Here is a 23,717-nt window from a genome sequence, read left to right on the forward strand (position 1 = left end):
CCGTGGCGACGCGTGGCATCAGGCGTCAACCAGCGATCGGGCAGCGGCCTGGAAGCGACCAGGCCGGAAGCCGTCCAGCAGCGGGCTGCGGCGGCCGTTGGCGATCTCGTCCGCCAGGAGCTCGCCCGCGATCAGCCCCAGCGTCGCGCCACTGTGACTGAAGGCGACGAAACACGAGCCAACACCGTCCAGCGCACCGAAGACCGGCTCGCCGTCACCCGGAATGGGCTTGCGCCCTGCGCCGTAGGAGCCGAAGGTCAGCTTCGGATTGCCGGCCAGCACGGCGGAGGCCTCCCGCAACAGGCCCTCGATCGTGTCCTGCCGCACGGCGAGGCTGCCATCTGCGTTGACGCGCATCTCCTCCTCGGACCAGGCCGAGTCGAGCACCAGCGCACCGTCGGGTGTCGGCCGCACGGCGACGCGCGGCGTGTTCAGCACGGCGCGGAGCGCGGTCTCCACAGGTGCGGTCTTGACCAGAAGCCCGATCGGCGAAGCGTCCGGAATCTCGACACCGAGATCGGCGGCCATGGCGGGCGTCCACGGGCCGGTCGCGATCAGGCAGGCATCGGCTTCGAACAGACGGCCATCGGCAACCCTCGCGCCACGGGCAGAGCCGTTGCGGACGAGCACCGATGCTGTGCCGGCGCCCTCGACAATCTCGCCACCCCGTATACGGATTTCTGCGGCGAGGAGGCCGATCAGCGCGGGGAGATCGACCCAGCCCTCGCCGGGATTGAACAGTGCGCCCTGCTGAGTGATCGCCCGCGCATCGACGCCAGGCGTCACGGCAGCAACCTCCTCCGGCGCTAAACGCATCACGTCGTAGCCGATGCTGCGTTCATGCGCTTCAGCGGCGTCTATCGCATTCGACGCATCGTCGGCGTCCCAGGTTAGGCCGCCGTCGAAGCGCAACCACGGGGCATGCGGATGCTGCGCCGCGAGCGTGCGATAGCGATCGATGCCGACCATCCGGAGGCGGTGATAGGCGGACGAGCGAAGGCGGGACGAATTGAGCCATGAGAGGGAACGGCCCGAAGCGCCGCTGCCGAGGACACCCTCGGTGACGAGCGTGACGAGCGATCCCTGGCGGACGAGATGCAGCGACGTGGAGACGCCGAAGATCCCCCCTCCGATGATGACGATGCTCGGGCGGTCTGGAGACGGTCTCACGAGGCTTCTCTCTGCTTCAGACGAGGGCGGGGTGCCGGGACGGCTCACGGCGCTTCCCAGGCGCCGGAGCGCGCCGAGCGGAAGAGAGCGTCGATGGTGCGCATGTTCGCCATGGCATCCGCCATCGTCGCGGCGAGCGGCTCCTCGCCGAGCACGGCGCGCGAGAAGGCGTCGCATTGCAGCGCGTATTGATCGCAGGCGGGCAGAACGATCCGCTCCCGGCCGCCGCCGGCGAGGTCGCTGCCGTCATCGATGATGACCGCCGTATCGGCGGCCTTGAGCGCGTTGAAGGGAATCTCAATTTCGATGCGGCCACGCGTTCCGAGGATCTGCACACGCTGGCATGGCACGAGCTGCGTGGCGCATGTGAAGGCGAGCTGTCGCCCCTCGGGAAACGAAAGCAGGCCACTGGTGACGCAGTCGGTGCCCAAGATCGGATCGGTGGTCACGAGCGCGATGACCCGCTCCGGCTCCGCACTGAAGATATATCGCGCAGTATTGATGGCGTAGCAGCCGACGTCGTAGAGACCGCCGCCGCCTATGTCGCGCTGGTTGCGGACATTGGCGGGGTCGGTCAGGTAATAGGAGAAGATTGTCTGCATCGCGCGCACCTCGCCGATGCGGCCGCCCGCTGCGATTTCGCGCGCCTGCCGCCACTGCGGATGGAAGCGCACCATGAAGGCTTCCATGACCAGCCGGCCCGTGCGCTCGGCGGCGGCGGCGATCTCGCGGGCCTCGGCGGCGTCGAGCGCGATCGGCTTCTCACACAGCACGTGCTTGCCGGCCTCCAGCGCCTTGATCGTCCAGGGTGCGTGCAGATGGTTGGGCAGCGGGTTGTAGATCGCCTCGACTGCTTGGTCCGCAAGCAGGGCCTCATAGGACCCGTAAGCCGTGGGAATGCCGAAATCGCGGGCTGTGGCGCGAGCGCGCTCCTCGTCACGCGACGCGATGGCGACGAGATCGCAACGCTCGCTCGCCAGCATGGCGGGAATGACGTGCTTGCGCGCGATATTCGCCGCGCCGAGCACGCCCCACTTCAGCTTGCGCACCATGACACCCTGCCCCTCAAGATGCTAAAGACGTAATGAGACCGGTCTCATTTGTCAATCGTCGCCGTTTCGCGTTGCGATCGTCGGGTAGCGGAACTAAGGCGGAACCATGAGCGATTCACCGTCGAAGCCTCGGGATGCAACTGTGCTGGATGTCGCGCGCGAGGCCGGCGTCTCCAAGGCGACCGCGGCGCGCGTGCTCGGCGGTTACAGCGTCACCAGTCCGGCGGTTCGGGACAAGGTGATGACCGCCGCCCGGAGCCTCAACTACCGGCCGAACGAGGTCGCCCGCAGCATGACGACCGGTCGGTCGCGCACCATCGGCGTCATCGTCGCCGATGTGGAGAACCCCTATTTCGGCCTGGCGGTGCGCGGCATCAGCGATGTGGCGCGGGCCGAGGGCTTTGATGTCATCCTCGCGAATTCCGGCGAGGACGTCGAACGCGAGCGAGACGCCATACGCATGCTGTTGGGCAAGCGGGTCGACGGGTTGATCGTCACACCCGCCAGCGTGCATGACACGGGACACCTGCGTGCCGTGGAAGCTAGCGGGCGGCCGATCGTGCTACTGGACCGCTACATCCCTTCAATGAGCGTCGACACCGTGGTCGCTGACGACCGCGCCGCCGGCGCTGCCGTGGCGCGACGGCTCACCGAAGCCGGGCACCGGCGCATCGGCTACGTGTCGGCGACAGCGTGCGACGATCCGGTGTACCGCGGCCCGCACCAGCTTCATCTGTCCACCGTGCGCGACCGCATCGAAGGCTTTCTCGAGGCCGCCGCGCAGGCGGGCGGCGGAGGCTGCGAACGCTATGTCCGCCTCGGCGTGAATCGGCTGGGCGGGGGACCCAAGATCGTCGCCGATCTGATGGCGCTACCGGACCGGCCAACCGCGCTCATCGCATCCGACAACGTGGTGGCGCTTGAGTTGTTCAAGGCGCTGCGCGCGCTGGGCATCGCCATTCCGCGCGATCTGTCGCTCATCGCCTTCCATGATGCGGACTGGACCAGTGTTACGACGCCGTCGATCACGGTAATTGCGCAGCCCTGCTACGAACTGGGCTCGGAGAGCGCCGCTGCTCTCGTGCGGCGCGCCCGCGGCGATACCACCGTCGGCCGGCGCATCATTTTGCAAACGCGCCTCATCGAGAGAGAATCGGTCATTCCGCCGCCGAGATGATCAATCTGCGATGTTGCTCCGCCCAACGAATTCGATGTCGCGGGCGTTGCAGCAAGAAGCGGCGCGGCGAGAATGATCTATATGGCGATCGTAGCGCATCGCATGAGTAGCTCCCCCACCGCGACTCTCAGCCATGATCAACGTCATGAGCGCCGAACGCGGTAGAGCCGGTGCAAATGGCCGTTGCGGTATCATATTATTATCGACCAACACCTCGGTAAGCCCGTCGAGTAACACGTCCTGGAGGCTTTCGAGGCTGCGATGCTCTGCTCAGGTATCCTATCCTCCCGCTTACTCACTGTCGCGTTAGCGCCGCAGGCCGCAGCAATTCATATGTCGATTCTACCGCCGTCGTAGCGCGCCATTTGCCGACACTGGCTCACTGTCGGAAAGCGGACGTTTCCGTGATCTTTTGACAACAAACTTGCCGCATTTATTGCAGATCGATGATTTCAACCCAGTTCGGATTCTTGCCGAGCGGATAGCGTTTCAATTCCTTCAGCGCCCCGCTTTCGGCGTCGATCGCATACAGCGTCGCGGAATCGGACTTCTGCCCGGCCGCGACCAGAAAGCGCCCGCTCGGGTCGATATTGAAGCCGCGCGGCTGCGTCTCCGTCGCGAAATTGCCGGCAGGTGTCAGCGCGCCAGTGGCACCATCGACCCGGAAAGCCGCGATCGTGTTCGATGTCCTCTCCGACGCGTAGATGAAGCGGCCGTTCGGCGCGATGCGAAGCTCGGCGGCGGACGGAGCACCGCCCTGGAAGCCAGTCGGCATGATGCTGACGCTGCCGGTCTCGGCCAGGGTGCCCTTGGCGGTCTCGAAACGGTAGGCGTTGAGCGTGCCGTCGAGTTCGTTGACCAGATACGCGAACCTGTCATCGGGGCTGAAGACGAAATGGCGCGGCCCTGCGCCCTTCTTCGTCTCGACGAAGGGCGGCTCGTTCGGGGTGACGCGACCGGTCGTGGCGTCGAACTTGTATTGCAGCAGGATGTCGCCGCCGAGATTGCTGGCGAAAACATGCTTGTTGGCACGGTCGCTCAGGATCGCGTGCGCATGCTTGCGGGTCTGCACGACCTGGACCGGCTCTGCGCCGACGATGCCCTGGGCGTCGATCGGGTTGATGGTGATCTTGTCGCCGGTATAGGAGGCGCTGAGCAGGAAGCGGCCCGTCCGGTCGGTCGCGACATAGGCCATGTTGTCGGGCAAGGGCACCGTGGACAGCAGCCCGAGCTTGCCGCTTTGCCGGTCGATCGCGAACGTGCTGACCGAGAAGGGCTGCGAGCGCAGCGAGACATGGAGATGGCGCTTGTCGGGCGAGACCGCCATCGGCATCGCCGTGCCGGTCACCGCGACGGTCTCGACGGGCTTCAGTTCGCCGAGCTGCGCGTCGAGTTCGAGCACGCTGATCTCGCGGCTGTCGGCGTTCGAGACATAGACCATGGTCTTCGCGGTGGCAGGCATGGCGGCCATGATGAACGCAAGCAGCGCTGCGGCGCCAATGTTTTTCGTAGGCGTCATGATCGTCCCCCCGGTGGTCTTTGGCCGCAATCTGCTGGCCCGACCTTTTTTGTGAGCCGACAGATTAGGGGCCGTGGATCGGCTGCGGACAGCTCAAAGGACGTATCGACCGATCCAATCGACGCATCGCGGGCGTGCTGGCGTTGGGGAACGAAGCGATGCCGCACCAATCCCGGCGCGACATCGTCGGCGTCTCCGCAGAGATGGTGCTCAGGCGGCGGCGAGTTCGCGCGTCGCGAATTCGCCGTTGTCGAGCCGGGCGACCAGAGCCGCGAGTTCTTCCGTCTCGCTCTGCGTGAGGTCAGTCAACGGCGTCCTGACGGGGCCGGAATCGCGGCCGACCACCTTCATCCCCGCCTTGATGATCGAGACGGCGTAGCCCCGCTTGCGGTTGCGGATCGCGATCAGCGGCAGGATGAAGTCGCGCAGCCCCGCCTGCACCGTCTCGCGGTCGCGGCGGCGCACTGCGGCATAGAACTTGGTCGAGAAGTGCGGGACGAAGTTGAAGACCGCCGAGGAATAGGTCGTCACCCCCATTTCGAGATAGGGGAGCGCGAAGGTCTCGGCGGTGGGCAGGCCGCCGATATAGGTCAACCGGTCGCCCATGCGCAGATGGATGCGGGTCATCAGCTCGATATCGCCGATGCCGTCCTTGTAGCCGATGAGATTGGGATTCCGCTCGCAGAGCCTGGCCAGCGTCTCTTCGGTGACGATGGCGTTGTCGCGATTGTAGACGATGACGCCGAGCCTGGTCGCCTTGCAGACGGCCTCGATATGGGCGGCGAGCCCCTCCTGCTCGGAGAAGACGAGATAGGGCGGCAGCAGCAGGATGCCGTCGGCGCCCGCCTTCTCGACCGCGGTCGCGAGCTCGGTGGCGATCTGCGTGCCATAGCCGACGCCGGCGAGAACCGGGACCCGCCCCTTGGTCTCGGCGACGGCTGTCGCCACCACGGTCACGACCTCCGCCGGCGAAAGCGAGAAGAACTCGCCCGTGCCACCGGCGGCGAACAGGCCGGCGACGTCGTAGCCGCAGAGCCAGTCGAGATTGGAGCGGTAGCGTGCCTCGTCGAAGACGTTGCCGGGGGCGAAGGGCGTGACCGGAAACGACAGCAGCCCGTTGCCGATATGCCGTGCCATCTCCTGCGGGTTCATCTTGCTCATGATCGGCTCCTCGCTGAACTCAGCCGCAGGAGTAGATCAAGAACGATGCCGATGGAGACCAATCACTGTATCGAGCGATCCATTCATTGGATCGTTCAGCCGGCTTTTGCCGGCTCCTGGGCCAGCCCTCGCGCCAGCGCCGCGACGATCGGCAGGAGCGGGTTGTCATTGTCCTCCCGGCTGACGAAGAACAGTTCCGCCGGCCTCTGTTTCGGCAGGTTCACCGGACGCAGGACGACGCCGCTGAAACGCAGGTTCATTGCAGCCTGCGGCACCAGCGCGACGCCGACCCCGGAATGGACCATGGCGAGGATCGAGTGGATCTGCGCCAGGTGCTGGACATAATTCGGCACGAGCCCTGCCCGCGAGAACAGCTCGACGAGCAGGTCGTGGAAGTAGCGCGCCTCGTACGGCGCGTACATGATGAAGGGCTCGGCGGCGAGATCTTCGATCGCGATCGTCTCGGAGCGCGCCAGCGCATGGCCGGCGTTGACGGCGGCGATCAGCGGCTCGGCCGTGACGCGAAAGGCGCTGAGGCCGTTGCGCGGAATCGGCGGGCGCAGCAGGCCGATGTCGATCTCGCCCGAATCCAGCCGCTTGAGCTGGTCGCCGCTGACCATTTCCTTCAGCGAGACCTCGACATCGGGCAGTTCGCGGCGGCAGGCGGCGACGAGCTCCGGAACGTAGGAATAGGCCGAGGTCGCGGTGAAGCCGATATTGATCGACCCGGCCTTGCCGTTCGCCACACGTTTGGCCAGCAGCGCCGCGCTCTCGGCGAGCTTGAGCAGATGGCGAGCCTCCGCCAGAAAGCTCTCCCCCGCAGGAGTGAGCTTCACCGTCCGGTTGCTGCGCTCCAGCAGCACCACGTCGAGTATCCGCTCGAGGATCTGGATCTGACGGCTGAGCGGAGGTTGCGTCATGTTGAGACGCACCGCCGCCCGGCCGAAATGCAGCTCCTCGGCGACGGCGACGAAGCAGCGCAGCTGGCTCAACTCGAACATGTCCAGCCTCTCCGGCGGCGCCAGCCCGGTCCGGCAGAGGCGCGATGTCAGTTCTGGATGGTGATCCCGGCCTTGTCGATGATGCCCTTGAACTTGGCGATTTCGGTCTCGGCCTTCTTCCTGGCCTCCGCGCCGCTGGATGGCGTGGCTGCCGCGCCCAGCTCCTCGAAGCGAGAGACCACCGCCGGGTCCTTCAGCACGGCCTGCATCTCGCCGGTGAGCCTGTCGCAGATCTCCTTCGGCGTGCCCTTCGGTGCGAGGAAGCCGTTCCAGGAGCTGATGTCGAAGCCCGGCAGCGTCTCGGCGAGCGTCGGCACCTCCGGCGCGATCTTGGCCCTTTCCATGGTCGTGACGGCGAGCCCCCGCAGCGTGCCCGCCTTGTAGTGGGGATAGGGCGAGGTGAAGTTGTCGAAGGAGATCCTGACGTTGCCGGCGATCAGATCCTGCACCAGCGCGCCGGAGGAGCGATAGGTGACGTGCTGCATCGTCACGCCGGCGAGCTGCATGAACAGCTCCCCGGAGAGATGGATCGAGGTGCCGATCCCGGAGGAGCCGAAATTCTCCTTGCCCGGATTGGCCTTCAGATAGGCGATGAGCTCGGCGACGTTCTGCGCCGGGATCGAGGGATGGATGCACAGGAAGTTCGGCTGCGACGAGGCGAGCGACAGGAACTCGAAATCCTCGAACGGCTTGAAGGGCAGCTTTTCCTTGTAGAGGTTCGGGTTAATCCCATGCGTCGAGGGCGTCGTCATGCCGATCGTATAGCCGTCGGGCGTGGCATAGGAGAGCGCGGCGACGCCGGTATTGCCGCCGGCGCCGGCCCGGTTCTCGATGACGAAGGCCTTGCCGAGCCGCTGCGTCAGCTTCTCGCAGATGATGCGTCCGACGAGGTCGGTCGTGCCGCCGGCCCCGAACGGAATGATGACTGTCACGGGCTTTGTCGGATAGGCCTGTCCGAAGCTGCTGCGCGAAGCGAACGGCGCTGCGAGCGCGCCACCGGCAAGGCCGAGCGCCGCGCGGCGCGTGATCGATCTCCTCATCATGTCCTCCCAAGAATCCCCGTCGCGACTTTTGTCGTCTATTGGCGAGAGTAGGCGGCAACCGCGCTGCGGCAAGCTTTTTGCAGCTATCGTGCAATCCAAAAAAGGTATCGTTCCATTGCCAATCTAACTCACCGGCGCATCGTGCCTGACCTATCCTGCGGCTGACAAGGCAGCTTTCAAGATTGCCTGCGACCTCGCAATCCGGCCACCGGGCCAGGATTGCGCCCCACAGGAGGAAATCATGATCCCACCCAGATTCCGCTTCGCAGCGTCCCTCAAGAAGAGCCTCATTCTCGCAGCGCTCGCGGGCATCGCGCTGGCCGCCCAACCCGTCGCGGCCCAGAATTTCGAGCGTCCGGTCCGGCTCGTCGTGCCATTCGCGCCCGGCGGAACCTCAGACATTCTCGCCCGCCTGATCGCCCCCAAGCTCTCGGCCGCGATCGGCCAGTCCGTGGTGATCGAGAACAAGCCGGGCGCCGCGGGCAACCTCGGCGCCGATGCCGTCGCCAAGGCGCCGCCCGACGGCCACACCCTGCTGCTGATGGATGTCGGCTCGCTCGCGACCGCGCCGAGCCTGTTCTCTGACCTGACCTACGATCCCGTCAAGGATCTGGCGCCGGTCTCGATGGTGATGTTCGGCCCCTATGTGCTGGCGGTGCATGAATCCATTCCGGCCAAGTCGGCGCAGGAGCTGATCGCCTACGCCAAGGCCAATCCAAACAAGCTCGCGGTCGCGAATTCCGGGGTCGGCGCAGCCAATCACATCACCGCGGTGCAGATGGCCAAGGAACTCGGCATCCAGTGGAAGAACGTGCCCTATAAGGGCGGTGCGGCAGCCTCGCGGGCCGTGGTCTCCGGCGAAAGCGGCGTCATCATCAACGGCTCGACCGCGACGCTGCCTTTCGTCTCGAACAAGCAGCTCGTCGGCCTCGCTGTCACCGGCGAGGAGCGCGTCGCGGGACTTCCGACGTTCAAGGAAGTCGGCCTGCCCGGCGGCGACGCAGGCACCTGGCAGGGTATCCTGACCCGCGCCGGCACGCCGCCGGCAATGGTGGCGCGCCTCAACGCCGAGATCGGCAAGATCCTCGCGATACCGGAGATCAAGGACAAGATCGCCGAGCAGGGCGGCGTCGTCCGCGCCGGCACGCCTGCCGAGTTCGCGAGCTGGCTGAGCGATGCGACCACGCGCTGGGGCGGCATTATCCGCGAAGCCGGTATCAAGGGCAGCTGAGCGGAGTTCGGCCGATGACGCGTTCCAGGATCGACTGGCAGGATTTGCTCTTCGGCCTGTTCCTCGCGGCGGTCGCAGCGGGCACGCTCGTCGCGACCCGCAAGCTCGTCGTCGGCCACGCCGCCGACATGGGCCCGGGCTACATGCCGCGCGTCGTCGCGCTCGGCCTGCTAGCCTTCGGCCTGTTCTTCTGCGTTCGCGGCGTCAGGCGGGCGGCCGTCGCGATCGATGCCGTCCAGTTGCGCCCGCTGCTCGCCGTGCTCGGCGCGGTCGGTGTCTTTGCGCTGACCGCCGAGCGCCTGGGGCTTGCCGTCGCCTCGGTCGTCACCGTGATCGTGGCGAGCTTTGCGACCCGCGAGGGGCGGCTTCGCGAGAGCCTGCCTTTCGCGCTGGCCCTTTCGGCCGCGGCCGTCCTCCTCTTCATCAAGGTGCTGGCGCTGCCGGTGCCTGTCTGGCCGCGCTGAGGGCTCAAGCTCCCGATGGAACTCTTCGACAACCTGCTGCTCGGGCTCTCGACCGCGCTCGAGCTGAACAATCTCGGCCTGTGCCTGCTCGGCGTCGTGATCGGCACGGCCATCGGCGTCTTGCCCGGCATCGGCCCGATCCCGACAGTGGCGCTGCTTTTGCCCTTCACCTTCGGCCTGTCGCCGCCCGGCGCCATGATCATGCTCGCCGGCATCTTCTACGGCGCGCAATATGGCGGCTCTACCACCGCCATCCTCGTCAATGTGCCGGGCGAAACCTCCTCGGTCGTCACCTGCATCGACGGCCACGAGATGGCCAAGCAGGGCAAGGCCGGCACGGCCCTGGCGATCGCGGCGATCGCCTCATTCTTCGCCGGCACGGTGGCGACTGTCGTCATCGCCGTGATGAGCGTGCCGCTGTCGGCGCTGGCGCTGAAGTTCACGGCGGTCGAGTATTTCAGCCTGCTCGTACTCGGCCTGATCGCCGCCGTCGTTCTGGCCCATGGCTCGGTCGCCAAATCCCTGGCGATGGTGCTGCTCGGCCTCCTGCTCGGCCTCGTCGGGATCGATGTGAGCTCTGGGGCCGCGCGCATGACCTTCGGCGTCGCTGAGCTCTCCGACGGGCTCGACTTCGTTCCGGTCGCCATGGGCCTGTTCGGTCTCGGCGAGATCATCGCCAATCTGGAGCGCCCCGCCGAAAGGCGCGTCGTGAGCCAGTCGATCCGCAGCCTGATCCCGAGCCGGGCCGATCTGCGGGCGGCCTTTCCGGCGATGGTCCGCGGTACGGCGCTCGGCTCGGTGCTCGGCGTCCTGCCCGGTGGCGGGGCGGCGCTGCCGCCCTTCTCCTCCTATGCGCTCGAGAAGAAGCTCGCCAGGGATCCCTCCCGCTTCGGCAAGGGCGCGATCGAGGGTGTGGCCGGCCCCGAGGCCGCCAACAATGCCGGCGCGCAGACGAGCTTTATCCCGTTGCTGACGCTGGGCATCCCGGCAAATGCGCTGATGGCGCTGATGATCGGCGCGCTGATGATGCAGGGCATCCAGCCCGGCCCACAGATCATGACGGAGCAGCCGAAGCTGGTCTGGGGCGTGATCGCCTCGATGTGGGTCGGCAACCTGATGCTGCTGGTGATCAACCTGCCTTTGATCGGGCTGTGGGTCTCGATGCTGAAGATCCCCTATCGCCTGCTCTTCCCGGCGATCGTGCTGTTCTGCTGCATCGGCACCTATGGCATCGCCAACAGCCTGTTCAATGTCTGGCTGATGCTGGGCTGCGCGGCCATCGGCTACTTCTTCATCAAGGTCGGCGTCGAGCCGGCTCCGCTGCTGCTCGGACTGGTGCTCGGTCCGCAGCTCGAGGAGAACTTCCGCCGCGCCATGCTTTTGTCGGACGGCGATTTCACGGTCTTCCTGCAGCGCCCGATCAGCGCGGTGCTGCTGGGCATCGTCGCAGTTATGCTGCTTGCAATGCTGTCGCCGACGATCATGCGAAACCGGAAGGCCGCTCTCATAGAAGAGACCTGAAATTCCGGCGGTCTGATAACGGCCAACGCCGGTATGGCGCCACAACCCGACTGTAGCTCTTTGCCGGAAAGCGGACCTAGAGAGCGCGGCGGCGGGATGACCGAAGCCGACCGTCCAGGAAGAAGTCATGGACCCGCGCCTGGTTCAGCATCACATGCGGAACTCCGAGAGCCCCTCCTCGACATCCTGAATCCTGCCATGGCGGATGATCGTCTCGGGCTGCGCTTCGTCGGGCTTCCAGAACGAGGTCTCGTCGATCCAGTAGCTCTCCTTCAGCACCCGCTCGGCAAAGCCGAAAGCCTGGAACATCTCCAGTGTGCGGCAGGCGATGCCGTCAGCCTGGCCCAGCAGCAGGGGGCCGGCCTTCTGGTCGATGATCCGCGTCGTGATCTCCGGGAAGCGCGCCAGTTGTGCGGCCAAGGTCAAGCCGGCAGGACCGCAGCCGACGATCAGGCCATCGACCTCTTCGGGCAAAGCCTCAAAACCGGGAGAGGCACTGCCCGGCGAGAACGGCTCGGATCGCCGGTCCGGAAGCCGTTGAGATGGAACTGCATGAAACCAACGCCATCGTTAGATATCGTTGGGCCGACTTGGCGTTGACGTGCGATGTGAGGTTTGATCGCACCTACTCACATTCGTCACTGACCGAGCTTGATGTTGTTGGCTCTGATCACCGGCCCCCAGCGCTCGAGCTCGGTGTCGAGGAGCGCGCGGAAATCCTGGGACGTGTTGCCGACCGGCTCCATGTACTGGACCTTCAGCTTCTCGCGAATTCCCGGTTCAGCCAGGACCTGGCGAACCTCTCGTTCCAGCTTCGTCAGGACCGCGGGGCTCGTCCTGGCCGGTGCGACCAGCCCGATCCAGCTGTCGACCTCCACCCCGGCGATCCCGGCCTCGGCCAGTGTCGGCAAGTCCGGCAGGAGGGCGGAGCGTCGTGCGGCCGTGACGGCCAGCAGGACGATTTGCCCGGCTTCGGCCTGCGGCACGACAGAGGATGCGGGCAGCACCGCCATATGCACATCGCCGCGGAGCAGGGCGGTCACCGCCGCAGGTGAGCCGTTGTAAGGGATGTGGACCGGTCTGGCACCGCTCTTGAGTGCAATCGCCTCTACCGCAAGATGAGACAGCGAACCGTTTCCGATCGAGCCGAAGTTCAGCTTGCTCGCATCCCGCTTGAGGAGTGCGACAAGTTCGCCCGTGCTTCTGACGCCGAGGTCCTTGCTGACGACCAGCACGCTGGGCTGAGAGGCTAGTACCGTCACAGGCGCAAGTTCGGTCTTCGGGTCATAAGGCATCGTGGCAAACAGGAGCGTGTTGAGCGCGAGCGGTCCCACGATGCTGACGCCAATGGTGTGTCCGTCCGGCTCGGCGCGTGCGATGCTCCCGGTTCCGAGATTGCCGCTCGCTCCCGGCTTGTTCTCGATCACGAAGGGCTGCCCGAGCTTGGCGTGGAGGCGTTCGGCCACCATGCGTGCCGCGACGTCGGGGGTGGAGCCCGGCGCGAAGGGGACGACGACCGTCACCGGCCGGCTCGGCCAATCCTGTGAGGTCGCGGGGGAAGCGCACAACATGACTGCTGCGATGAAGGCCAGGAGCTTGGGCATGATCACCCTCCCAGGCGCAGATTTGGCCATCTCGCTGGTGGTGACACAGGAAAAGGCGCTGTCTCGCCCGAGTTGCTCCTGCCTGATGGCTTTCGGCTGCATTGCATCCTCCCTGATTGGTCTTGTGTGGTCGTGCGCCGATGGTCAGAATCGGACGTGGTACCGTCGCTCTCAGGCGGTCGCGACCGGCGGCGGCATGTCTGCCGGGTCGAGCAGCGCGTCTTGGCCGGCGAGGATTCGGCGCACCTCAGCGGGTTCGGCGCGTCCGTCCCGGGCGAAACACGCCGCAGCGACGCCCGCCGCCTGGCCGGTCGCGAAGGCCGTGCCCATCACACGCAGGGCGGCGCCGGCCTCGCGATCTGCGTCCGCGGTGCGTCCGGCTGCGAACAGGTTGGGCGTGTCCGCGCTCATCAGGCAGCCGAGCGGGATATCGTAGGTGCCGCGGTCCGGCGGGTAGATGAAGCTGCTCTCGAGCGTCTCGCGGTCGTGCCACTCAACGCCCCAGGAGCCGAGCGCGATACAATCGGCGACGCGCCGCCCTTCGGTGACGTGCTGCCAGGTGAGCTGCTCGGCGCTGTTGATGTGCCGGCTCTCGCGCGTGCCGAAGTCAGGTCCTGTCGAGGAGAGGTAGGCGCGCTCCCAGCCCGGCAGCTTGCGCAGGACTTCCAGATAGGTCCAGGCTTGGGCACGCCCGCCCATCTCGGCGCGCGTCATGCTGCGCGCGTCGCGGGCATCATAGTCCTCGCTGGCGAGGTAGGCGACGACGTCGCCCGACAGCGGCAGCCGGGCGATCACGCTCTTGTTCTTGGTCAGCCCGGCAACGCCGCGGTCCCGGGCAGCCTCGATAACGGCGGTGACGCTCGCGGCCGACACGTCCGCGTCGGACGAAACGCCGCCGAAGCGGGTGCCGAGCGTGCCCAGGTTGACCGCGCCGTTGTTGCCGTAACGGGTCGACGCGCCGGCGAAGAAGGCCAGGTCGCAATCGCCGCTTGCATCGACGAAGGCGCGGGCCTCTGCCGCATGCACGCCGGAATGGTCGGCATAGTGGACCCGCGTCACCGCGTTCTCTTCGCGGTCCGCCCCCGAGACGAAGGCGTGGAGCAGAACACCCACCCCGGCCTCCCGGCAGACCTCGTCGAGCGCGCGCTTGACGGCCTCGGGATCGAAGATGACGAATACGCCGCGGTGCCGCGTCGGCGGCGTCACCGCGCCCCAGCGGCGCAGCTTGGCCATGACCTCCTCGGCAACCCCGGCTACGGATTGCCGGGGCGGCTCGCCCAGCGTGTAGAGCCCGCAATAGGTCAGCACGTTGCGCATCGTCGCGGCCCCGCCCAGGCAGCCGGCGGCCTCGATCAACCCGACCCGCGCGCCTGCCTTCGCGGCGCCGACGGCCGCACCGACCCCGCCGGAGCCGCCGCCCACGACGATCACGTCATACTGTTCCGGACTCATGTTCGTTTCTTTCCTTGTCTGGCCCGTCGGGGCGGCTTCGCCTTGGTACCCATCAGGGCCTGCGGACGCGCGCTTCTGCGAAACAATGTCACGGCATTGCGCGCGGCCTAGCCCGGTGTCGATGCCGCCGAAATTGCCGGCATGAATTTCCCATTCGGCAAGAATTCGGCGGATCAATTTCTACGAATGACGCTAGCCGCGCGTTTTACGCTCGGAAAGCATCTTGCATGCCGCCCAGAATTCGTGAATCGTGAACAATGAGCATGATCGAGAATATGCGAGCGCTGATCATGATCGCGCGCAGGGGCAGCTTCGTTGCCGCGGCCGAGGCGCTCGATCTCTCGCCCTCGGTCTTGACGAAGCGGGTCATGCAGCTCGAAGCCGCCGTCAATGCACGGCTGCTTGACCGCACCACACGCAGCGTCGGCCTCACGGCCGACGGCGAGTACCACCTCAAACGCATGACGGATGCCGTCAACCTGCACGACGAGGCGGTCGCCGCCATGCGCAAGGGAGCGGCTCAGCTGGAAGGCACGATCCGCATCAAGCTGCCGACAACCCAGGGCTTCCTGCACCTCAGCGGCCTGGTTCAGCAGTTTGTCGAGGCACATCCCTCGCTGAACGTCGAAGTGCTCCTGATGGACGGCCCGTTCAATCCGACGATCGAGGGGTTCGACATCGCCATCAGCGCCTTCCCGCTCAGTTTCGACGGAGTTGTCGACACCTTCCTCTGGCCGGTGAGGAGGACCCTCATCGCAAGTCCCGGTTACCTTGAATCACACGGCCGCCCGGAGAACCCGCGCCAGCTGCAAAGCCATGACTGTCTCGTCTACCAGCCGACGGGAGCCAACTGGCCGTTCATGGGCCCGGAAGGCCGGATCAGCGTTCCCGTGAGGGCGCGCATCTCCAGCAACGACATGCTTCTGCTTCTGAACGGAGCGAAAGGCGGCCTCGGCATCGGAATGATCAGCAGGTATGTGTCGTCCGCTGCGATCGCCGCCGGCGAAGTGGTCGAAATCCTCGAGGGCTATGCCGTTCCCGATCTCTGGATAAAAGCGATGGTGCCGTCCGAACGGGCCATGGTGCCGCGCGTGCAGCACCTGCTCGAATTCTTCCGCGAAAGAGCTCCATTGTTTGGCCGGGATTGCTGAGCGTCCGCGGTTCCAAGGCCCTCGGGCAGCGAATACTGGATATCGGCCAGGTTCATATCGGTCAGGACCACCTCGACTGTTCCACGTCTTCGACTTGTGCTGGACGTCGCCGACGGACGATCGCGTCGAGAACGGCGGAGTCCGTAAGCACGTGCCGAACGTCGCCACTAGGCCAAATTTGTTACCTTGCCCCGGACATAAGCGCCCACCCCGCTACCAAGAGTCGAACTGAGTTGTCTGAAAGCGGACGCTTCAGACGTCGGGAATTGGGCCAAAAGACGACTTTGAGCTCGCGACCGAAAGGGAACTTCTGAGCGCAGGATGAGCAAGACCGGAATTGGCCCTTAGCGGACGTCTGTGACGCCCGCTTCCGGGTAGCTTAAGGCAGCGGGACCGAGGCCCGTGAGATGTCGGCGCCAGGGGCAGCCATGTGCGTTTTCAACGGGGCAATCAGGGCTACGAGATTCTCGATCTTGCCCCCGTGACCTCAAAAAAGCCCAAGATCGAATAATGCATCCTGTCCGAGGGTCGCTGCGGGGCATCGCATCGGGGCTAGCCTGGCAGGTAATGATAGACATTCTCAGGCAACCCCCGGCCACAGTCTTCGATGGCGAAGACGCTGCCTGAGAGTGGAGCTTCCGCCAGTTGCTGCGCCGAGAGGCGGATGCGCGCCGAGGTCACGTAGAGCGTCGCGCGGTCCGGGCCGCCAAAGGTGCAACTCGTCGGGCGCGGCACCGGCAGGTTGATCGTCTGGTCGATCCGCCCGTCGGGATCGAAGCGAATGAGCTGCCAGCCATCCCATTGCGCGCTCCAGACATAGCCTTGCGCATCGACGGTCAAGCCGTCGGGGACGCCCATATGGTCAAGGGTCTGGGCGAAGACGCGGCGGTTCGCGATCGTCCCGCTCTCTACATCGAAATCGTAGACGAAGATCGTCCGGGCCAACGAGTCGGTGAAGTACATGCGCCGGTCGTCCGGGCTCCAGCCGAGCCCGTTTGAGATGCCGATACCCCGTTCCAGGCAATGAACCAAGCCGTCGCGGTCGAGCCGATAGAGACTGCCGGCGCCGGGCGCTACCCCCATGTCCATGGTGCCGGCCCAGAAGCGCCCGCTCGAGTCGCATTTGCCATCATTGAAGCGGTTGTTCGGCTTGTCGGCTTCGGGATCGATCAGCGGGGTGGCCCGGCGGGTCTCGGGATCGAACAGGGCAAAGCCCGATTGAGCAGCCAGAACCAGACCGCCGGTCGAGCAGTGGGCGAAGGCGCCGACGAGCTCGCCGAGTTCTACGGCCTGGTCCGTTCCATCGGCCGGATTCGAGCGATGCAGGGCCGGGGCAAGAATGTCGACCCAGTCGAGCCGCCCCGCGGCCTCGTTCCAGACCGGCCCTTCGCCGAGGAAGGCCTGGGTCTCGACCGCGCAGCGTGCCCTTGTTGCCGTCATTGCAGAACGTCTCGTTTCCGGTTGTGAGAAAGCGGCCTGGCCGGTGATGCGCGCCGCCGCCTTCAGGAGGTCGGCGCCGATCTCGTGCAGGCGCTCGGTCGTCAGGCGGAAGGCGGGCGCGACCACTGCCAGTGCACCGATGGCGCGTCCGCTGTGATCGAGGATCGGCGCCGCGACGGAGCGCTGTCCCACAGCGAATTCCTCGTCCTCGATGGCGTAGCGGCGGGCCTTGGCGATATCGAGCTGCGCGTCGAGCAAGGGCAGTTCGGCCAGGCTGCGGACCGTGTGCGGGACGAGCTTGAGCCGGGCCAGCATGGCGGGCCGCAGTGTCCGCTCGGCGAAAGCCAGGATCGCCTTGCCGGCGGCGGTACAGTAGCCGGGCAGGATGCTTCCTTCGGCGAGAGCGATACCGCCGGTCGCGCGCGTCTCCAGCACTTTCGAGCAGACGATGTCGGGACCGTGCGGCAGGGCGACGAAGACCGTCTCGCCGGTCTGCATCTGCAGGCGGACGAGCTCGGGCTCGATCAGGGTCGGCAGGTCGAGATCGGCCTGGGCGAAACGCGCGAACTCGATCAGCTTCCAACCGAAACGGTAGCGGTCGTCGCGCCGCTCGAAGCGGACGAGCCCGCGCTCCAGCAGCGCGGCGAGGATGCGGTGCACGGTCGCCTTCGGCAGGCCGGAGGCGCGCACGAGCTCGCTGAAGCTGGCGGTGCCGCCCGCCTCCGACAACGCCTCGAGCAGGCCGATGCCCTTCTGCAGCGCCGCCGTGCCGCGCGCCGGGTCGCCGTCCCGTGATGCCTCTTTCGTCGCCTCGATCATCGCTCACTTGACCTCCGCAATTCTCAACCCTACGATGTTCTACATTATAAAACAAGTTCTACAATGTAGAACAAATGGGAGGGCGAAATGACGATGATTGATCGACGCGCCGTTCTGGCGGGAATGGCCGCCGCGGCTGCGCTGCCGGCTGCGGCGAATGCGCAAGCGCGCACCAAGATCACCTATTGGGCCTGGACCGAGCATGTCGCCGCCGCCAATGCGGTGAAGGGCGAGTTCGAGAAGCAGAACCCGGGCATCACAGTCGAGGTAGTCAACCTCAATCCCTTCGATCTTCAGGACAAGTTCCTGGTCGCGCTCGCGGCGGGGGCCGGCGGCCCCGATGTTGCGCTGATCCTGCAGCGCCGCTTCGACGGCTATCTGCCGACGGGGGGGCTGCTCGACACGACCGCGGCGATGGCGCCGCTCAAGGACAGCTTCCCGGCGAGCGTCTATGCCTCGCTCGGCACCGGCGGCAAGACCTTTGCTGTCCCCTATGACCAGAACCCGGCCGTCTATTTCTACCGGGCCGACATCTTCGAGGCGAACGGGATCAAGGCGCCGCTCGAGACCTGGGAGGACGTCGTCGCCGCCGGGCGGATCCTCGCCGCCAAGGGCATCTTCATCGGCCATGTCTCGAGCCCGAGCGGTGTGCCCGGCGTCGCCAATCTCGTGCAGTACCTGCAGTCGCGCGATGCGCAGATCTTCGGCGCGGACGGCAAGGTCATCCGCGACAACAAGCTCGCGCGCGAGACGCTGCAGTTCTATTTCGACCTCGCCCGCAAGGAGAAGGTCGTCTTCGAGTCGCGCAACAACGCGCCGGAGTTCTTCCAGGCGATCAAGGACTCCAGGATCGCCGGCTATGCCGTGCCGGCCTGGGCGATCTTCCGTTTGCAGAAAGAGGCGCCGGAGCACGCCGGCAAATGGCGGGTCATGCCTTGGCCGAAATGGGGTAAGGACCAGCCAGCGACGACCGGGGCCTGGGGCGGCAATGTGCTCGCCATCCCGAAAACCTCCCGCAACAAGGAGGCGGCGCTGAAATGGGCGATGTTCATCGGCGCCAATGAGCTGACCCAGGTAAAAATCTGGCAGGAAGGCCATCTCGTTCCGGCCTTCGCGCCGGCGCTGCGCTCGCCCGAACTACTCAAGGGCGAGGACTATCTTTCCGGCCAGTCAATTTACGAGGCCGGGCTGAAGGATCGCACGCTCAAAGGCTTCAACTATTTCGACTGGGCCAAGGCCGAGGTGATCATCGGCAACGAGCTCGACTTCATGTTCGGTGGCAAGAAATCGCCGGCCGAGGCTTGGGCCGAGATCGAGAAGCAGCTCGCCGGCCAGCTCGGCCGATGAGCGCGACGACCATAGCCAGAAGAGCCGGCGGGACGGTGTTCTGGCCGCGGCTGCGCCGCGAGCTGACGCCCTACCTCTTCCTCGCGCCCTTCTTCCTGACCTTCATCGCCTTCTGGCTCGGGCCGATCATCGCCTCGCTGATCTATTCCTTCACCGACTGGCGCGGCTTCGCATCGCCGCGCTTCATCGGCTTCGCCAACTACACCAAGCTGTTCGCCGATCCGCGCTTCTGGGTGGCGCTCAAGAACACGCTGTTCTACGGCGTCGTCTATGTGACGATCCTGAACCTCTCGGCGCTGGCGCTGGCGCTCTGCCTCGACAGCCTGTGGCTGCGCTTCAAGAACGCGATCAAGGTCGGCTTCTTCCTGCCGGTGACGATCAGCCTGGTCGTCGCGGCGGTGATCTTCGAGATGATCTTCGCCAAGGGCGTCGGCCTCTTGAACATCGTGCAGAAGGGCCTTGGCCTCGGCGAGATCGACTGGCTCGGCGACCCGCGTTTTTCCATCTGGGCGATCATCATCCTGCGCGTCTGGCGGGCGCTCGGCTACTACGCCGTGATCTACTTCGCCGGTCTCCAGGGCATTCCCGGCGACATCAAGGAGGCGGCGCGCCTCGACGGCTGCAGCCCGTGGCAGGTGACGCACCATGTGACACTGCCGCTGCTCAAGCCGGTCATCCTGTTCGGCGTGATCATGTCGACGATCTGGGCGCTTGAGCTCTTCGACGAGCCCTGGGTGCTGACCAAGGGCGGCCCTGCCGACTCAACGCTGACCATCGTCATCTACCTCTACCAAGCCGGTTTCCAATACGTCGAACTCGGCTATGCGGCGGCGGTCTCCTATGTGCTGACGCTGATGATCGTCGCGATCGCGATCGTCCAGAAGCTCCTTTCCGGACGGGAGGTCGCATGAGCAGGGAATCCCAAGCTGAACAGCCGGCGCCGAGCCTCGCCGCCTATCTCGGCACGCTTGCCGTGCTTCTCGTGCTGGCGCTGGCGATGACGCCGGTACTGTGGGCGGTGCTCTCCGCCTTCAAATCGCGCGCCGACATCTTCGCCGGTGATGTCTGGCCGCGGCGCTGGTCGCTGGAGAACTTCGACGATCTCCTGGCGAAGACGCTCTATCTGCGCTGGATGGCGAACAGCCTCGTGGTCGCGCTCGCCAGCACGGCGCTGGGGCTACTGTTCTGCTCGCTCGGCGGCTATGCCTTCGCCAAGTTCGACTTTCCCGGCAAGACCGTGATGTTCTGGGTCGTGATCGCCTCGGTCTCGATCCCGGCCTTCACCACAGTCATCCCGCTGTTCGGCTGGCTGGCAAGGCTCGGGCTGCTCGACACCTACATCGTGCTGATCCTGCCCTTCGCCGCCAATGCCTTCGGCATCTTCCTGATGCGGCAATATGCGGTGGCGATCCCGAACGAATTGCTCGATGCCGGGCGCATCGACGGTGCCGGCGAATTCCGCCTGTACTGGAGCGTCGTGCTGCCGCTGCTGCGCCCGGCGCTCGGCACCGTCGGCGTGCTGATCTTCATCGCCTCCTGGAACAGCTACATCTGGCCGCTGGTGATGATGCGCACCGACGAGATGTTCACTTTGCCGGTTGGCGTCGCCACGCTGAAGAGTGACCAGTTGCCCGAATACGGGATGCTGATGGCGGCCTCGGTGCTGTCGAGCGTGCCGATCATCGGAGCCTTCCTGATCATGCAACGCCAGTTCATCGCGGGCCTGACCCAGGGCGCGGTCAAGTAGTCATCGGAGCCGATTCATGGATCTTGGATTGACGGGCAAGGTCGTGCTGGTCACCGGCGCGGCGCGAGGTATCGGCCTGACGAGTGCGCAGCGCTTCGCCGCCGAAGGTGCGCTGGTGATGCTCGCCGACCGCGACGAAGGCCTACTTGCCGAGGCGGGCGCCTCGGTGCCGGGGTCGCGGATGGTTGCGGCTGACCTCACTGAGGACGCCGCCGCCGATCGGATCCTGGCCGCGACGCTTGCCGCCTTCGGCCGCCTCGACGTGCTGGTCAACAATGCCGGCATCAGCGAGCCCGCGCCGATCGCGAAAACGACGCCGGAGTCCTGGCGCCGCGTACTCGCCGTCAATCTCGACGCCGTCTACCTGCTGTCGCGGGCGGCGATGTCGGTTCTCGCCGAGAGCAGGGGTACGATCGTCTCGCTCGCCTCCTTCGCCGGCAAGCGCGGCACATTGTTCGGCGACAACACCTCCTATTCGACCTCCAAGGCCGGCGTGATCGGCTTCACCCGGGCGCTCGCCATAGAGGCGGCCAAGGTTGGGGTGCGCGTCAACGCCGTGGCGCCCGGGCCGGTCGCAACCGAGCTGATCAAGGCGCTGACGCCTGAGCAGCTCAAGCGCGTCACCGATTTCGTTCCCTTGGGCCGCATGGCCGAGACCGACGAGATCGCCGATCTCCTGCTTTTCCTGTCGTCGTCACGTTCGAGCTACATCACCGGCGAGGTGGTGAACGTGAACGGCGGGCTCTACATGGATTGACGCTGCCATGGCACTCCCTGACGATCCGCTCACCATCACCGCGACCCGGCACTGGCTGGTCTACATCCCCTTCGACAGCCCGATCGTCTGGGGCTCCGGCAAGCGCGCCGGCTCGACCCGGCTGATCGTCGAGGTGACGACCGCCTCCGGCCTCAAGGGCTATGGCGAGACGATCGCCCTGCTCGATTTCGTTCCGGTCGTTCTGGAGAAGGTGGTGCTGCCGCTGGCGCTTGGCCGCAGCGTCGCCGATGTCGAGCGCCTGCACCGGCATGTGCTCGGTGCCGGCTACTATCATCACGAGCGCGCCGTGGTGATGGCGCTCGCCGCAGTCGAGATGGCGATGTGGGACGCACTCGGCAAGCATGCGCGCCTGCCGCTGCATGCCCTGCTCGGCGGCGCCTATCGTCGCGAGATCGAGCTCGCCGCCTATCTCTTCGTTGCCGATCCCAAGCCCTGCGCCGAGACCGCCGCGCGCTTCCGCGACAATGGCTACACCACCTTCAAGGTCAAGATCGGCCATGACGAGCGCAGCGACATCGCCCTGATGGAGGGGGTGCGCCGGGTCGTCGGCGACGCGCCCTTGCGCGCCGACGTCAACGGCGCCTGGTCGCCGGGCACGGCCCGCCGCCAGCTTGAGAAGCTGAGGGGGCTCGACCTCGCCTATGTCGAGCAGCCACTCGTCCTGCACGACATCGCCGGCCATGCCGAACTGCGCCAGGCGCAGACGGTACCGATTGCGATCGACGAAGGCGCCTATACGCTCGGCGATGTCGGCAACATCGTGCGCGCCGGCGCTGCCGACGTGATCCTGCTCGATCCGCATGAGGAGGGCGGCATCTGGCAATGCGTCAAGGCGGCGGGCGTAGCCGAGGCCGCGGGCATTCCGGTGACGCTGCATTCGGGCGGCGAGCTCGGCCTGTCGCAGGCCGCTTACTTGCACCTCGCCGCCTCGATCCCGAACATGAATATCGCGATCGACACCGAGTATTATTACCACAGCGCCGACATCGTCACCGAGCCGTTCGCGATCCGCGATGGGCGGCTGAGCGTTCCGCAAGGGCCTGGCCTCAGCGTCGTGCCCGATCTCGATGCGCTTGAACGTTTCGTCAGCAGCAAGGTGATCGGAGCCTATCTCGACCCAGACCGACCTGGCTGGTTCGCCGAGAAGCCGAAGTACTAAAAGGAGCCGCCATGCGCTTCCGCGATCGAGACGTGGTCGTCACCGGCGCCGGCCGTGGCATCGGACGGGCCGTGGTCGCGCGCTTCCTCGCCGAGGGCGCACGTGTCGCCGCGATCGATCTGGAGCTGCCCACGGACGAGGGCGATACGGAACACCTGTCCTGGCATGCCTTCGACATCACCGATGAAGATGCCGTGGCGGCCTTCTTCGCAACGCGTAGTCGCTGCGACGTGCTCGTCAACAATGCCGGCATACCCGGCGAGGGCGCCCTGGCGACGCTGACGACGGCACATTGGAACCGCGTCTTCGCCGTCAATGTCACCGCCCAGATGCTGATGGCGCGAGCCGCCGTTCCGCTGATGCCGGCCGGGGCCAGCATCGTCAATCTCGCCTCCGTCGCTGCCCATCTCGGCTTTGCTGAGCGCGCCGCCTATTGCGCCTCGAAATCGGCGGTGCTCGGCCTGACGCGCGCGCTCGCGGTCGAGCTCGCGGGCAAGGTGCGGGTCAATTGCCTCTGCCCCGGTACCGTCGACACGCCCTGGATCGCCCGCCTTGCCGGTGATGGCGCCGATCGCGAGGAGCGCCTGACCGCGATGGCGGGGCGCCAGGCGATCGGCCGTCTCGGCACGCCCGAAGAGATCGCCGCGGCGATCGCTTTTCTCGCCTCGAATGAAGCAAGCTTTATCACGGGTTCGGTCATGCTGGCCGACGGCGGCATGACGATCGCACCACGGTGATGCGACAACGGCTTGGGCCCCGGCACCGCGAATGCGGCGCGTATGGATTGCTGCCTCCCAGGCCGCCAATTCCTGGAATGTCCGCTTTCTGGCCAGCAGCCAGTTTCTGCTTTTGGCGCGATCCAGAAGTGGAATCAGGTATTA

General features: G+C 65.9%; 20 protein-coding genes and 1 pseudogene. 11 read left to right on the plus strand and 10 right to left on the minus strand.

The features are described from left to right. Window positions 1-18: 18 nt before the first annotated feature. Window positions 19-1,170: an NAD(P)/FAD-dependent oxidoreductase gene (locus ACSQ3M_RS11885; RefSeq protein ID WP_436150313.1), complete on the minus strand. Its 1,152-nt coding sequence runs from the start codon at window positions 1,168-1,170 to the stop codon at window positions 19-21. 44 nt (window positions 1,171-1,214) lie between these two features. Continuing rightward, on the minus strand, window positions 1,215-2,222 hold the full coding sequence (locus tag ACSQ3M_RS11890; protein ID WP_436150258.1) for a Gfo/Idh/MocA family protein: 1,008 nt from the start codon (window positions 2,220-2,222) through the stop codon (window positions 1,215-1,217). Between the two features lie 106 nt (window positions 2,223-2,328). Between ACSQ3M_RS11890 and ACSQ3M_RS11895 the strand changes: the two genes are divergently transcribed. Beyond that, window positions 2,329-3,399 (plus strand): LacI family DNA-binding transcriptional regulator, encoded by a 1,071-nt coding sequence (locus ACSQ3M_RS11895; RefSeq protein ID WP_436150259.1) that lies wholly within the window; start codon window positions 2,329-2,331, stop codon window positions 3,397-3,399. 433 nt (window positions 3,400-3,832) lie between these two features. Here the strand turns inward: ACSQ3M_RS11895 and ACSQ3M_RS11900 are convergent, their stop codons facing one another. The 4 genes from ACSQ3M_RS11900 to ACSQ3M_RS11915 form a co-directional block, all read right to left on the minus strand. Further along, the gene (locus ACSQ3M_RS11900) at window positions 3,833-4,918 is read right to left on the minus strand and encodes a lactonase family protein (protein WP_436150260.1); all 1,086 of its coding nucleotides are present in this window, start codon (window positions 4,916-4,918) and stop codon (window positions 3,833-3,835) included. A 210-nt stretch (window positions 4,919-5,128) separates the two neighbouring features. Then, window positions 5,129-6,079 (minus strand): 5-dehydro-4-deoxyglucarate dehydratase, encoded by a 951-nt coding sequence (kdgD, locus tag ACSQ3M_RS11905; protein ID WP_436150261.1) that lies wholly within the window; start codon window positions 6,077-6,079, stop codon window positions 5,129-5,131. A 95-nt stretch (window positions 6,080-6,174) separates the two neighbouring features. Further along, window positions 6,175-7,080, minus strand: coding sequence for a LysR substrate-binding domain-containing protein (locus ACSQ3M_RS11910; protein WP_436150262.1), 906 nt, complete (start codon window positions 7,078-7,080; stop codon window positions 6,175-6,177). A 47-nt stretch (window positions 7,081-7,127) separates the two neighbouring features. Beyond that, window positions 7,128-8,120, minus strand: coding sequence for a Bug family tripartite tricarboxylate transporter substrate binding protein (locus ACSQ3M_RS11915; protein WP_436150263.1), 993 nt, complete (start codon window positions 8,118-8,120; stop codon window positions 7,128-7,130). A gap of 244 nt (window positions 8,121-8,364) precedes the next feature. On the opposite strand from ACSQ3M_RS11915, the gene ACSQ3M_RS11920 reads away from it, so the two are divergent. Genes ACSQ3M_RS11920 through ACSQ3M_RS11930 form a run of 3 tightly spaced genes read left to right on the plus strand, consistent with a single transcriptional unit; the run spans window position 8,365 to window position 11,339 of the window. Continuing rightward, window positions 8,365-9,354, plus strand: coding sequence for a Bug family tripartite tricarboxylate transporter substrate binding protein (locus ACSQ3M_RS11920; RefSeq protein ID WP_436150264.1), 990 nt, complete (start codon window positions 8,365-8,367; stop codon window positions 9,352-9,354). A gap of 14 nt (window positions 9,355-9,368) precedes the next feature. Continuing rightward, a complete protein-coding gene (locus ACSQ3M_RS11925) occupies window positions 9,369-9,818 on the plus strand; it encodes a tripartite tricarboxylate transporter TctB family protein (RefSeq protein ID WP_436150265.1) in 450 nt (149 codons plus the stop codon). Window positions 9,819-9,833: 15 nt separating this feature from the next. Further along, the gene (locus ACSQ3M_RS11930; RefSeq protein ID WP_436150266.1) at window positions 9,834-11,339 is read left to right on the plus strand and encodes a tripartite tricarboxylate transporter permease; all 1,506 of its coding nucleotides are present in this window, start codon (window positions 9,834-9,836) and stop codon (window positions 11,337-11,339) included. 88 nt (window positions 11,340-11,427) lie between these two features. On the opposite strand, the pseudogene ACSQ3M_RS11935 reads toward ACSQ3M_RS11930, so the two are convergent. The 3 genes and pseudogenes from ACSQ3M_RS11935 to ACSQ3M_RS11945 form a co-directional block, all read right to left on the minus strand. Further along, window positions 11,428-11,893, minus strand: a pseudogene (locus tag ACSQ3M_RS11935) (FAD-dependent monooxygenase); the annotation flags it as partial. Window positions 11,894-11,977: 84 nt separating this feature from the next. Beyond that, a complete protein-coding gene (locus tag ACSQ3M_RS11940; protein ID WP_436150267.1) occupies window positions 11,978-12,943 on the minus strand; it encodes a Bug family tripartite tricarboxylate transporter substrate binding protein in 966 nt (321 codons plus the stop codon). 171 nt (window positions 12,944-13,114) lie between these two features. Continuing rightward, window positions 13,115-14,572: an FAD-dependent oxidoreductase gene (locus tag ACSQ3M_RS11945; protein WP_436150268.1), complete on the minus strand. Its 1,458-nt coding sequence runs from the start codon at window positions 14,570-14,572 to the stop codon at window positions 13,115-13,117. A gap of 80 nt (window positions 14,573-14,652) precedes the next feature. Between ACSQ3M_RS11945 and ACSQ3M_RS11950 the strand changes: the two genes are divergently transcribed. Then, window positions 14,653-15,546, plus strand: coding sequence for a LysR family transcriptional regulator (locus ACSQ3M_RS11950; protein WP_436150269.1), 894 nt, complete (start codon window positions 14,653-14,655; stop codon window positions 15,544-15,546). A 552-nt stretch (window positions 15,547-16,098) separates the two neighbouring features. Here the strand turns inward: ACSQ3M_RS11950 and ACSQ3M_RS11955 are convergent. Beyond that, window positions 16,099-17,805 (minus strand): SMP-30/gluconolactonase/LRE family protein, encoded by a 1,707-nt coding sequence (locus tag ACSQ3M_RS11955; protein ID WP_436150270.1) that lies wholly within the window; start codon window positions 17,803-17,805, stop codon window positions 16,099-16,101. An 87-nt stretch (window positions 17,806-17,892) separates the two neighbouring features. Here ACSQ3M_RS11955 and ACSQ3M_RS11960 point away from each other — a divergent pair, with 87 nt between their 5' ends. Genes ACSQ3M_RS11960 through ACSQ3M_RS11985 form a run of 6 tightly spaced genes read left to right on the plus strand, consistent with a single transcriptional unit; the run spans window position 17,893 to window position 23,573 of the window. Then, window positions 17,893-19,152 (plus strand): extracellular solute-binding protein, encoded by a 1,260-nt coding sequence (locus tag ACSQ3M_RS11960; protein WP_436150271.1) that lies wholly within the window; start codon window positions 17,893-17,895, stop codon window positions 19,150-19,152. Then, the gene (locus tag ACSQ3M_RS11965) at window positions 19,149-20,063 is read left to right on the plus strand and encodes a carbohydrate ABC transporter permease (protein WP_436150272.1); all 915 of its coding nucleotides are present in this window, start codon (window positions 19,149-19,151) and stop codon (window positions 20,061-20,063) included. Before ACSQ3M_RS11960 ends, ACSQ3M_RS11965 begins: the two co-directional genes overlap by 4 nt. Further along, entirely contained in the window at window positions 20,060-20,899 is an 840-nt protein-coding gene (locus tag ACSQ3M_RS11970) for a carbohydrate ABC transporter permease (protein WP_436150273.1), read from the plus strand. The genes ACSQ3M_RS11965 and ACSQ3M_RS11970 overlap by 4 nt, the downstream gene beginning before the upstream one ends. A 16-nt stretch (window positions 20,900-20,915) precedes the next feature. Continuing rightward, entirely contained in the window at window positions 20,916-21,656 is a 741-nt protein-coding gene (locus tag ACSQ3M_RS11975; protein ID WP_436150274.1) for an SDR family NAD(P)-dependent oxidoreductase, read from the plus strand. A gap of 7 nt (window positions 21,657-21,663) precedes the next feature. Further along, a complete protein-coding gene (locus ACSQ3M_RS11980) occupies window positions 21,664-22,836 on the plus strand; it encodes a mandelate racemase/muconate lactonizing enzyme family protein (RefSeq protein WP_436150275.1) in 1,173 nt (390 codons plus the stop codon). An 11-nt stretch (window positions 22,837-22,847) separates the two neighbouring features. After that, complete coding sequence (locus ACSQ3M_RS11985; protein ID WP_436150276.1) at window positions 22,848-23,573, plus strand: SDR family NAD(P)-dependent oxidoreductase; 726 nt, start codon at window positions 22,848-22,850, stop codon at window positions 23,571-23,573. Window positions 23,574-23,717: the final 144 nt, after the last annotated feature.

This window comes from Allobosea sp. LjRoot90, assembly GCF_964254315.1.
GTDB lineage: Bacteria > Pseudomonadota > Alphaproteobacteria > Rhizobiales > Beijerinckiaceae > Allobosea.